General features: G+C 37.4%; 8 protein-coding genes. 6 read left to right on the forward strand and 2 right to left on the reverse strand.

Annotation, left to right across the window (positions count from 1 at the left end):
- Positions 1–3 precede the first annotated feature (3 nt).
- The 5 genes from ACTIEI_RS03270 (at position 4) to ACTIEI_RS03290 (ending at position 6063) form a co-directional block, all read left to right on the forward strand.
- On the forward strand, positions 4–654 hold the full coding sequence (locus ACTIEI_RS03270; RefSeq protein WP_439504847.1) for an HAD family hydrolase: 651 nt from the start codon (positions 4–6) through the stop codon (positions 652–654).
- Between the two features lie 72 nt (positions 655–726).
- A complete protein-coding gene (locus ACTIEI_RS03275) occupies positions 727–1644 on the forward strand; it encodes a dihydrodipicolinate synthase family protein (protein ID WP_439504848.1) in 918 nt (305 codons plus the stop codon).
- Between the two features lie 3 nt (positions 1645–1647).
- Positions 1648–3189, forward strand: coding sequence for an aldehyde dehydrogenase (NADP(+)) (locus ACTIEI_RS03280; RefSeq protein ID WP_439504849.1), 1542 nt, complete (start codon positions 1648–1650; stop codon positions 3187–3189).
- Positions 3190–3247: 58 nt separating this feature from the next.
- A complete protein-coding gene (locus ACTIEI_RS03285) occupies positions 3248–4249 on the forward strand; it encodes a 4-hydroxyproline epimerase (protein WP_439504850.1) in 1002 nt (333 codons plus the stop codon).
- A 47-nt stretch (positions 4250–4296) separates the two neighbouring features.
- Positions 4297–6063, forward strand: coding sequence for a DUF885 family protein (locus ACTIEI_RS03290; protein WP_439504851.1), 1767 nt, complete (start codon positions 4297–4299; stop codon positions 6061–6063).
- 42 nt (positions 6064–6105) lie between these two features.
- Here the strand turns inward: ACTIEI_RS03290 and ACTIEI_RS03295 are convergent, their stop codons facing one another.
- Positions 6106–6534 carry a DUF6526 family protein gene (locus ACTIEI_RS03295; protein ID WP_439504852.1) on the reverse strand — a complete coding sequence of 143 codons (429 nt, stop codon included), beginning with the start codon at positions 6532–6534 and terminating at the stop codon, positions 6106–6108.
- A 27-nt stretch (positions 6535–6561) separates the two neighbouring features.
- The gene (locus tag ACTIEI_RS03300; protein ID WP_439504853.1) at positions 6562–9441 is read right to left on the reverse strand and encodes a ligand-binding sensor domain-containing protein; all 2880 of its coding nucleotides are present in this window, start codon (positions 9439–9441) and stop codon (positions 6562–6564) included.
- A 193-nt stretch (positions 9442–9634) separates the two neighbouring features.
- On the opposite strand from ACTIEI_RS03300, the gene ACTIEI_RS03305 reads away from it, so the two are divergent.
- Entirely contained in the window at positions 9635–12754 is a 3120-nt protein-coding gene (locus tag ACTIEI_RS03305; protein WP_439504854.1) for a SusC/RagA family TonB-linked outer membrane protein, read from the forward strand.
- Positions 12755–12765 lie beyond the last annotated feature (11 nt).

The raw sequence follows: 12765 nt of genomic DNA on the forward strand, positions 1-12765 counted from the left end.
GGAATGGCAAAAGCGTTTTTATTTGATCTTAATGGAACCATTGTAGATGATATGGCATACCATAAAAAAGTATGGTACCATGTTTTGGTTAATGAGTTAGGAGCTAATATGAGTTTTGAACAAGTTGCAGCAGAAATGTATGGCAAAAATTCAGAATTGTTAGATCGAGTATTTGGTAAAGGAAAGTTTAGTCGGGAAGAAGTGAGCGAAATTGAAATGGCCAAAGAACGTAAATACCAAGAAATTTACCGACCCTTTATGGAACCCATGCCAGGTTTGATGGAGTTTTTAGCAGCTGCTAAAAAAGCAGGAATACCTATGGGTATTGGTTCTGCCGCTATTCCCTTCAATATTGATTTTGTATTAGACGAATTAAATATCCGCGAATATTTTTCTACCATCGTGAGTGCTTTTGACGTACCAGTAAGCAAGCCTGATCCTGCTGTATTTTTAAAAGGAGCAGCCAACTTAGGGATTGATCCAAAAGACTGCATAGTATTTGAAGATGCACCAAAGGGGGTTGAAGCTGCAGCCAATGCGGCAATGAAGGCGGTTGCAATTACTACTATGCATGAACCAGCGGAATTTAAGCAATACAATAATATTATTGCTTTTACTAAAGACTTTGGAACCTTGTCACATTTATTGGTTTAAGTGTAATTTTTATACATAATATTTAGACTAGCCCATTTGTTTTGGTTAAATTGTTTACCAAAATCAAACAAAATGGCTATACCCAAATGGATTGGAGTTTATCCTGCATTGTTAACTCCATTTAATGCAGATGAATCCATAGATGAATCAATGTTTATTAAAAATCTTGAAGCACAAATTGAAGCAGGTGTTCATGGTATTATTATTGGAGGCTCATTAGGCGAAGCGAGCACTTTATTGAATGAAGAAAAAATTTCTTTATTGCAAATAGCAAAACAAGTTGTACCAGAACATATCCCTATCATTTTAAATATTGCTGAGTCTACTACAAGGGCTGCCGTAGCATTTGCACAAGCAGCAGAACATGCAGGTGCAGACGGATTTATGCTATTGCCCCCCATGCGATATAAATCAGATGACCATGAAACGGTGCAATATTTCAAAACAGTTGCGTCAGCCACTTCCTTACCCATCATGATTTATAATAATCCAGTGGATTATAAAATTGAAGTAACCTTAGCCATGTTTGAGCAATTAGCAGAACATGATAATATTCAAGCTGTAAAAGAATCCACTAGAGATGTTTCTAATGTAACCAGAATGAAGAATCGTTTTGGAGATCGATTTAAAATATTTTGTGGAGTAGATACCTTGGCATTAGAAGAACTCTGTTTAGGTGCAGATGGATGGGTTGCAGGATTAGTAGACGCATTCCCTAGAGAAACAGTTGCCATTTATCAACTGTTAAAAGAAGGCAGGTTAGCAGAAGCATTAACCATTTATCGTTGGTTCTTGCCTTTGTTAGAATTAGATATACATCCTAAATTGGTGCAATACATTAAACTAGCAGCAACCCATACTGGTATTGGAACACCCTATGTAAGAACGCCTCGATTGGGTTTATCGGGTGAAGAATTAAAAAGAGTAAATGATATCATTGCTGCAGCAATTGCGGTAAGACCCATTTTGCACGATTATAGATCATTATAAAACATGAACACGAACTTATCATCATTCAGCACCTTAAAAGGAAAATTTCTTGATACTACTTATCCCCTGTCTTCTGAGACTGAAGTAGAGCAAGCATTACAAGCAGCAGTGGAAGCAGCTATTCCATTTAGTAAAAAAACCTTTATTGAAAGAGCCCTTTTTTTAGAAGCGATTGCAGCAGAAATAATGCAATTAGGGGATGCCCTTTTAGAATTAACCCAGGAGGAAACGGCATTGCCTATTCCTCGACTCACAGGCGAAAGGGGAAGAACCTGTAACCAACTATTATTGTATGCGAATTTATTGCGCAATGGAACTTGGTGTGACGCAGTAATTGATACTGCACTCCCCAACAGACAACCTTTGCCCAGAGCCGATTTGAGACGAATCTTGCAACCTATTGGACCAGTCTTAGTTTTTGGGGCCAGTAATTTTCCTTATGCATATTCTACTGCAGGAGGAGATACCGCTTCTGCATTGGCAGCTGGATGTCCGGTAATAGTTAAATCACATGAATCGCATTTGGGAACTAATCAAATGGTGGCAGAAGCAGTGTTGCGCGCAGCTGAAAAAACAGGAATGCCCAAAGGGGTATTTGCAAGTTTAATAGGAACGGGTCCGGTATTAGGCCAGCAATTAGCAGCAGATGAAAGAATTCAAGCAATAGGATTTACAGGATCTTATCATGCAGGCATGGCATTATACCAAACAGCAACACAAAAAAGAAAAACACCTATACCTGTTTATGCAGAAATGAGTAGCATCAATCCAGTTGTTTTATTGCCAGAAATTCTAGCTGAAAAAACTACTGCTATTGCAACGGCACTAGCAGGTTCAATCACTTTGGGGGTAGGACAGTTTTGCACTAGTCCGGGATTGATATTTGCAATAAATGATGAGGCAACCCAATTGTTTGCAGCTGAATTAGCCACTGCATTAAGCAATGCATCGGCAGCCACTATGTTGAATCCTCAAATCTGTAATACGTATTATGCCGATAGAAAGCAGTTGGCGCAAACCAACCACGTAAAAACAATTATGGAGGGATCGGACCTGTCTGAATTCTTTAAAGCCACTCCAGCTTTAATGCAAACAACAGCTGTTCATTTTATGGCGAACCCTGCATTACAAAAAGAAATTTTTGGACCCTGTAGTTTATTGGTTGTTTGTAAAAATCAAACGGAATTGCAAACAGCTATTTCACTAATGGAGGGACAGTTAACGGGTTCGGTATTTGGATCAACTAAAGAACTAATCGTTCACCAACAATTAGTAGATAGCTTGCAACAGAAAGTAGGTAGATTGATCTTTAATAATGTACCAACAGGTGTAGAAGTATGTAATGCTATTGTACATGGTGGTCCTTTTCCAGCAACAACCGATGCAAGAACAACTTCGGTGGGTCCTGAAGCAATCAGAAGATTTGCAAGGCCTGTATGTTACCAAGATTGCCCACAGGAATTGCTGCCACTGTATTTGCGCAATCAAAACGAAGCAGGAATTCTGAGATTGGTTAATGGAATATTAACGAAGGAATCCTTATAAGCAGTATCCTGTTGACTATATAGATAGTTAAGTAAAATAATTTAAACAAGCTTGAATCATGGCACATAAAAAATTCTTTTGTATAGATGCACATACCTGTGGTAATCCTGTAAGACTGGTTGCAGGCGGAGGCCCTTTATTAGAAGGTAATTCAATGATGGAAAGACGTTTGCATTTTATGCGAGAATACGATTGGATTAGAAAGGGGCTCATGTTTGAACCACGCGGACACGATATGATGAGTGGGAGCATTTTATATCCACCATGTGATCCACAAAATGATATTGGGGTTTTATATATAGAAACCAGTGGTTGTTTGCCAATGTGTGGACATGGTACTATTGGAACTATTACGATTGCAATTGAAGAAGGATTGGTGCAACCAAAACAGCCAGGTAAACTTAGAATAGAAACACCAGCAGGATTGGTATTAATTGAATACAAGCAAGAAGGTAAAAAAGTAGTTTCTGTTAAATTAACCAATGTGCCGGCGTTTTTATATGCCACTGATTTAAAAGTGGAGTGTAGTGGGCTCGGAACTATTCAAGTAGATGTAGCTTATGGTGGAAACTTCTACGCCATTGTAGATCCGCAATCCAATTTCCCGGGCTTGGAGCATTTTACTGCTGACCAACTCATTAGTTGGAGCAGGGAATGCAGAAAATATTTAAACGACCATTATTCTTTTGTGCATCCTGAAAATGAACATATTAAAGGCCTCAGTCATTTACTTTGGACGGGTAAGCCAATGAAAGAAAGTTCCACTGCACGTAATGCGGTTTTTTATGGAGATAAAGCTATTGATCGATCTCCCTGTGGTACAGGAACATCAGCAAGGATGGCACAATGGTATACAAAAGGTTTATTGAAACAAGGAGAGGTATTTGTACACGAAAGTATTATTGGATCCATCTTTAATGGTACGATTGAGGGAGTAACAACGGTTGCTGGTAAGCCAGCCATTATTCCAGGAATAGAAGGATGGGCAAGAGTAATTGGATACAATACCATTATCATTGATGACGACGATCCATATGCACACGGGTTTCAGGTGATATAAAGGCCCAAACGAATTAAAAAAATTGAGACAAAGTTTAAAAAAACGAAATGAAAAAGTATCTATTAGCCCTGAGTTTTTCTGCAGTAATAGTAGCAATGCCAACAATTGTAGATGCTCAGGTATCTTCCAATGAATGGATTCCCTGTCAAGAAATGCCCGCATTAATTCAACGGTTTAATGCAGACAGTAGGGTGTTAAATAGATACTACAGCCCTGCATTGAATAATGCGCGTGGGGGTACTGCAGATTGGAGTATTGGATCCCCTGAGAAAAATGAACGATTACAAAAACTAGTTAAAGCGTATCAAGCACAACTAGCGGGAGTCAATTTTAAAAATTTGTCTCAAGAATGTAAGGCCGATTATATTTTGTTCAAAAGGGATTTAGAAAGCAGATTAGAGCAGCTGACTTTAGATGCAGCAAACATGCAAAAAGTAAAGCAGTGGATTGGGTTCACGAATAAAATTTATGCATTAGAACAAATAAGAAGAAGAGGTGGGCAACCAGATGCAAAAGTGGTAGCAAACGACTGGAATGATATAATAGCGGAAGTAAAACAATTGCAAGAGCAATTAAAAAAAGTGTCAAGCATAGAACCTGATCAGGTTGCAGTGGCAACCGCTGCTATCACTAATTCACGCAATGCCGTTCAAAGCATTTTTGAATTTTACAATGGATACGACCCCCTGTTCAGCTGGTGGGTGCCTGTAACACAAAAGACCTTGGATGAAGTATTAACTGCATATGCAAATGCTTTTAAAACCAAAGCCAATAGCACGTTAACCGCTTCTGATAAAAGCGGAATTGTTGGTGTACAAGCTGGACGCGAAAGTTTGATTAGACAATTAAAAAATGAAATGATTCCTTATACGCCTGAGGAATTGATTGAAATTGCCAATAAAGAATTTGCTTGGTGCGAAGCAGAAATGTTGAAAGCATCCAACGAAATGGGATTGGGGAATGATTGGAAAGCGGCGTTGGAAAAAGTAAAAAACACTTATGTTCCCGAAGGCAAACAACCAGCACTTATTTTAAAACTCTACAATGAAAGCATTGACTTTTTAAAGAAAAATCAACTCATTACTATTCCCCCATTGGCCGAAGAAACTTGGGGAATGATGATGATGAGCCCCGAAAGGCAGTTGGTTGCTCCATTCTTTTTAGGGGGTGCAGATATCTTGATTTCATATCCTACCAATACGATGGCTTATCCCGATAAAATGATGAGCATGAGAGGAAACAATCCACATTTTTCTAAAGCAGTAGTGCACCATGAATTGATTGCAGGACATAACCTCCAGCAATTTGTTAACCAACGTAACCGAACCTATAGAAATTTTGGAACACCATTTTGGAGTGAAGGCTGGGCATTGTATTGGGAGTTGATTTTATGGGATATGCAATTTGCTAAAACTCCAGAAGACCGAATTGGTATGTTGTTCTGGCATATGCATCGTTGTGCAAGAATCATTTTTTCTTTAAATTATCATACGAGTAAATGGACTCCGCAACAGTGCATCGATTTCTTAGTAGACAAGGTAGGACATGAGCGTGCGAATGCCGAAGGTGAAGTAAGAAGATCCTTTACAGGAGGCTATCCTCCGTTGTATCAATTAGCTTACTTAACGGGTGGCCGTCAGTTTTATGCACTCAAGAAAGAATTAGTAGACAGCAAAAAAATGACCTACAGAGAATTCCATGATGCAGTGATGAAACTCAATGCAATGCCGGTTGAAATGGTGAGAGCCATCTTAACCAAGCAACCATTAACCGAAGATTTTACAACCAACTGGAGATTCTACGAGAAACAATAGTGGCAACGTCACAATGATGTGGTGAGCCGGCCTGAACTAGAATTACACTCTGTACCAGTCTGCTCTCCAATTTTGGATAGCCAGCTTAATTTCTTTATTCGATAAGTTTTCTGCTGCAGCTTTTGCGGCTAATGCAATAAACTCATCGTCTGATGCAAAACGCAACGCAACAATTTGTCCTATGCGTAATTGAGCAGGTAATAATTTTCCAGTTAATGCAAAGTGACGCAAGTTTTCTTCGGCTCTAATGGCCCTGTCTTGTGCTTTTAATGCAAATATGCGCACATAGGCAAAGAAGAAACAACAGATAAGTGCAATTACACAAATCAATGAAGCGGAATATTTATTCTCTGGCGCAGAACCATTTAAGTTAATGAATGAACCAATTAATACAGCAAGAATAGCAAAGAAGGTAAGTCCATGCCAGCCAAATACTAATTGGGAATGATTTTTAAAATTTTGCGCTTTCATAATGTAATCGTTTGGTTCAAATATAAACTATTGTTCAGTAGTATCTTGATTACCAATTGCAATAAGGTAATTGAATAGATTTACTTCTGTAGCAAGATTTAATTTTTTGCGAAGACGATAACGACTGATTTCTACGCCTCTTACCGAAATATTCATCAGTTGTGCAATTTCTTTGGTGGTTAAGTTCATGCGCAAGTAGGCACAAAGCTTTATTTCGTTGTTACTGATATTGGGGTGAACGGCTTTTAATGATACTATGAAATTGCTGTGAACTTTATCGAAGTGTTTGGTAAAATATTCCCATTCTTCGTCTAATTGCTCATCTTCACCCAATGTTTTAATCATTTTTTTCAACTCAGTAATAGCATATTCATTATCTATTTTTTTACTGATTTGACTTAGCTCCGTTTTAATTTTAGTTAAGAGCTCTCCTTTTTTAACTAAGTGCATGGCAGAAGAAGCCAATTCTGTGTTTTTAAAATTAAGGTCAGATTCTAATTTTTCATTACGTAATGCAGCTAATTCACCTTCTGTTTTACTGCGCTCTAATTCATGAATATAAACCAACTTTTTTTGCTCTACCTGAAAGCGCAATTGCTGTTGAATGAATTTTCTTTTTTGCCAACGATATAAAATAAATACGCCTACAATAGCCATTAGTGTGTAAATGATATAAGCGAATAGGGTTCTATACCATGGGGCTAATATGACAAAACTATAAGCCGCAATAGGAGACTCATTCCCCAAATTACTTCTTGCTTTTAATTCAAAAGTATATTTGCCTGGAGAGAGGTTAGTGTATTCTTTTTCTGTTCTCTGGCTCCATAAAGACCAGTTAGACTCTAATCCTTTTAGCCTAAAACTGTATTCAATATTATTCAAATAACCATGTTGAGATGCAGCAAAATCGATTTGAACACTATTATAATCAAAATCAATTGATGGAATTTGATTTTCTAATTGAATAGCGGGTAAGTCAAGTCTGTTAAAATAGCCACCAAATACCAAACTATCTAAGTTGCTTCCAATTTTCAACGACCTTACTTGTACATTTAATTGAGGCGTATTTTGTTTGTATTTTTTATAATTGATATGATAGAAACCGCGTTCTCCACCTAAAAATATATTGTGTTCATCTACTGCGTAGATCATTTCGAATCCACTGAGCATTTTATTTTTTAGTTCAGGTAAATCAATTACTTGTGGTTGATCTCCTGACAAATCAATTACACTGATATTTTTTTCGTGAATAAACCAAATATTTCCCGCTCGGTCTTCTTTTAAATACCGAATACTTTTATTGCCAAGCAAGTTTAAAAAGAAACCATCTTGTTCAAATAAATCTCGCTCTTTATTATATTGATAAACCCCATTACTGGTGGCAATAGTAATTTTATTTTTAATAAGAAATACATGGTTGTTTAAAGTAGAAGGCAATCCTTTTTGTGTACCGTAAGTGGATACTTTATTGGTTGAGTCAATTTTAAAAATGCCATGATAAGGATGTGATACCCAAGTGTTTAAATTACCATCTACTGCAACAAAACGGGAAGACTCTTTGAAACTGGGGATGGGTGTTTGAGTGGGCCCATCTATATACAATAAGCCTTTATAATTACCAGCCATAATCCCGGTATGGTATGGAATAAAATTCCAAAAGCCTGCATAATTAGAAAACGGCATGGCGGTATTCCCTTTTATTTCAAAAGCACCATCATGATGGCCTAATAATAATTTGCCATTGAGTTGTTGAAGGCTCCAGTTTTGCCCGCGTGTATTTTTTACTAAAGAAAAATTGCCTTTGCTAAAGCTAATATCTTTGGCAGGTTGAAGCGGAACTGAAAATAACCCATTGGAAGTCCCTAAATAAAGTTGGTTATTATGCACGATGGCTGTGTAACCCGACTCTTCGTTCAATTGAGGCGAAATATTCTTGATGGCACTGTTATTGGCAATAAAATCGATGCCATTATTAAGGCCCAGCCAAAGGTTTTTCTCTTTGTCTAAAAAAATACTGAGAATATTATTGTTTTGTAACCCTTCAGTTCTTGAAAAATGTTTAATGATATTTCCACTATGATCAATAATATAAACCCCTCCGTTGGTGGTAGCTAGGGCAACCCATTCATTATTTACAATGGTGGCAGCATAAATACGTTCGTTCGAAAAAAGGGTATTATTAGGGGTATTGATTTTTTCTAATCTGGTTTGATTTAATAGAAACAACCCGCTTTTTAGGGTCGTAATCAATGCTTTATTTTCTCCAATTGAAAGGATTGCGGTAACTCCGTCTGTTTTGGGTAACTGAATACTACCGGAAATGGTTTCCCCTAGCGAGACCAGTTTATTTTTATCAAAATGGAGCAGCCCTTTTTCATAATCGTGTACCAATAGTTGATCATTGGCATTTTCGAGGTAAGCAAACTCTCCTGGGGCGCTAAACACCATTGTTTTCCCATTAAAAAACCGGAAGATTTTATTAGAAGTCCTAAAATAGACCCCTTTTTTAAAGGAAACAATGTCCCAAACATCTCCAAAATTGCGTTCTACCTCAGGAATTGTTTTAATTAAAGACGTAAAAACCAGTTTTCCGAATGAGTTAGGTAAAAAATAACCCAATTCATCTTGGCCACCCACATAAATTTTGCCATCCTCCCCAATTAATACGGAACGAACAATGGTTTTATTAGGTAATGGATATAATTGCCATGTTTGACCATCAAAAGTTAAGAGCCCTTCATTATTTGCTACATAAATAACCCCTTGTTTGTCTTGGCGGATATCCCAGTTTTGGGCACCTGCATTGTATAAGTTCTTGGTATAGTTATTTATTTCGGGTAACCCGATGGTGTTTTGTGCCCTTATAGCTAAGGGTAATAAAGCTAATATGATAATTTTTTTCAGCAATCGGTAAAAATGGTATGATGAATATAACAAAAAAATGATGATGTAGTTTTGTTGTAGTACATTTTACTATAAATCAATCAATTAGAAATCATGATGTAGTAATGTAGGGGCAAGTTATTCTTTCAGTGAAGTAGCATGAAATATTTTTAGGTTGTTAAAACGACTGCATTTCATTCACCAAAAAGCTTGCATTATGAGATTAAGATTTCTACTGCTATGCCTCCTATTTATTATGGGTGGTTTTCTACAGCAGGTAGCTGCGCAGCAAATAGCTGTTAGCGGTAAAGTAACTAATAAAAGTACTGGCGAAGCGCTGGCCGGCGCCTCGGTAGTTGTTCAGGGTACACAAAATGCTACCCAAACCAATGCACAAGGTCAGTTTACCATCAATGTTGCCAAAGGCGCAGTGGTGGTTGTTTCATTTGAAGGGTTCGAAACAGTAAAAAACACCATTAATGGTCCGATTACATTGGGCATTGCGATGGAGTTGAGTACAGCCAGTACCCTTAATGATGTAATCGTAATTGGTTATGGTACCAGAAAAATCACAAAGGTTTCGGGTGCCATTTCTACAGTGAAAAGTGAAGACATCGAAAAATTAAAGCCCGTAAGAACAGAAGAAGCCCTACAAGGTAGAGCTTCAGGGGTAAATGTGATTCAAAGTGGTACACCGGGGTCTAAGCCAACTGTGTTGGTAAGAGGTATTCCTTCATTCTCTGGTACAGACCCAATGGTCATTATAGATGGGGTTCCGCAAACTTTAACTGACTTTAATGCCATTAATGCGGCCGATATTGAGTCGATCAACGTATTAAAAGATGCAGCGGCAACTGCTATTTATGGTGTTAAAGGGGGTAATGGGGTAATTGTGGTAACCACTAAATCTGGACGCAAAAACCAAAAAACAGATATCACCATCAATGGAAACTATGGCGTACAAAATGTAATTAATACGATTGGTGTGTTGAATGCTTCAGAATATGCGGCTATCATTAATGAAGGAAGTACTGTAGCAGGTGGACCGGTTGTGTTTTCAGATTTAAGTAAGTTGGGTGTTGGAACCAACTGGCAAAATCAAGTATTTAGAGATGCTTCTTTTCAAACGCATTCAGTTGCTGCAAGAGGCGGAAGCGATAAAATGACTTATTTTTTAAGTGGAGGTTTTGTAGACCAAGGTGGAATTGTAGGAGGAGATGGAAAGAGCCGCTTTACTCGTGGCAACTTCACTGCTAACTTAAACTTCGATTTAAGTTCTAAAGTAAAATTATTGATCAACACTACCGCGGTAACATTATCTGGTAGAGGTGTTCAGGAAAATTCTTTCAACTCTATCATTGGTAGCGCTATCAATTTTGATCCAACTGTTCCGGTGTTAAATACAGTGCCAAATACAGTGGGTCAATATGGGTTTAGTAACTTGTTGTTATCGGAGATTTATAATCCCCTTACTAAACTAGAAAATACCTATAATAAAAACACTGGTACAAAACTTTACGGAAAGTTTGAATTACAGTACGATGTAATGAAAGACCTTAAGTTGACTACTCGTTTTGGTTATACTAAATACGATGGCAATGCAAAAGGCTTTAATCCATTGGTGTTTTACGGTCCACAAAACGTAGATAACTCTATGAATGCAGACGGATCAACCGTTGCAGGCAGATTCAATACCGTATCTCATGAAAAGACCAGCAACTTTAACTGGACTTGGGAAACCTACGCAAACTATAATTTCAAGATCAAAAACGATCATCAGTTTGAAACTGTAGTAGGTATGGCTGTTGCAAAAACTTCAGGAAATGCAGCAGGAGCAAGTAGACAAGATGTTCCTTTTAACTCATGGGATTTTGCAGATTTTACTGCAGCTACTGGTAATAATAATGCTACCAATAGCAATGCCATCAATGGATATTATTATCAATATTTTAGAAGAAACCTCTCTTATTTTGGACGTGTAAACTATGATTTTCAAGATAAATATTTGGCTTCTTTAACGTTGAGAAGAGATGGCTCTTATGCATTTGGTTCTGAGAATCGTTTTGCTAACTTCTTATCTGGGTCTGCTGGATGGGTTGTTTCTAATGAATCTTTCTTTAAATCTAAAGTGGTTGACTATTTAAAGATTCGTGGTAGCTATGGTTCAATCGGAAATGAGAATGTAAATCCTCAATTTGTTTCGATTGTTACCGGTGGTCCTAGCTATGGTCCTACTGCTAATAGTAATGGATACACATTTGGTGATGTATTTTATCCTGGTTCAACTGTAGCATCTGCTGCAAACAATGCATTGCGTTGGGAAAAGCAATTGCAAGCCAACTTTGGATTTGATGCGGCATTCTTAAATAAGAAACTAAATATTACTGTAGATTATTTCCAGAAAAATGTAAGTGGATTATTGTTTACTCCATCTGCATCTATGTATTTAGGTACTGTACCAATTCCAACTGCAAATATTGGATCTACCAGAACACGTGGATTAGATTTAAGCATTGGGTACAATGATATTTTTGGAAAGAATTTGAAGTTCTCATCTACTATTACATTTACCACAGCTAAGAATGAAGTAACTGCAACCAACGATGATGGAACTGCTAGAATTTTAGGTGGATTTTATTTTAATGGACAAAGCCAAAATGTTACCGTATTTGAAAAAGGAGCAACACCTGGTTATTTCTTTGGATACAAAACATTGGGTTTATTCCAGAATGCAGCAGATATTGCTAAAGCACCATCACAGCCTGGAGCAGTACCTGGTGATATTCAATTTGCAGACATCAATGGAGATGGCGTAATTAACGCAGATGACCGCACCAAAATTGGCGATCCATTCCCTACGTTTACCATGGGTTGGAATTTAAACCTAGACTACAAGAATTTTGACTTCAATATGTTTACTTATGCATCAATAGGCAATGATATTTACAAAGCTTATGAGCGTAATGCCAACTTTTCTAATAAATCAAGAGAAGTGTTAGCACGTTGGACTGGTGAAGGTTCTACCAATGATGCAAGATTCCCACGCTATTCATTTACCGATGCAAACAGCAATATTCGTGTGAGTGACCGCTACGTAGAAGATGGATCATTTGTAAAAATCAAGAATATCCAATTAGGATACACATTCACTTCCTCTACTATTAAAAAAGCATTCAGCAAATTAAGGGTATATGTGCAAGTAAGAAATGCTTTCACTTTTACCAAGTACTCTGGATTTGATCCTGAAATAGCAGGTGGAATTTTAGATACTGGTATTGATCGTGGAGCATATCCACAAGCAAGAACCTTCTCTGTAGGATTAGACATTAAACTCTAACGAAAACAAAT

Source organism: Sediminibacterium sp., from assembly GCF_051860225.1.
In the GTDB taxonomy this organism is placed as follows: Bacteria; Bacteroidota; Bacteroidia; order Chitinophagales; family Chitinophagaceae; genus Sediminibacterium.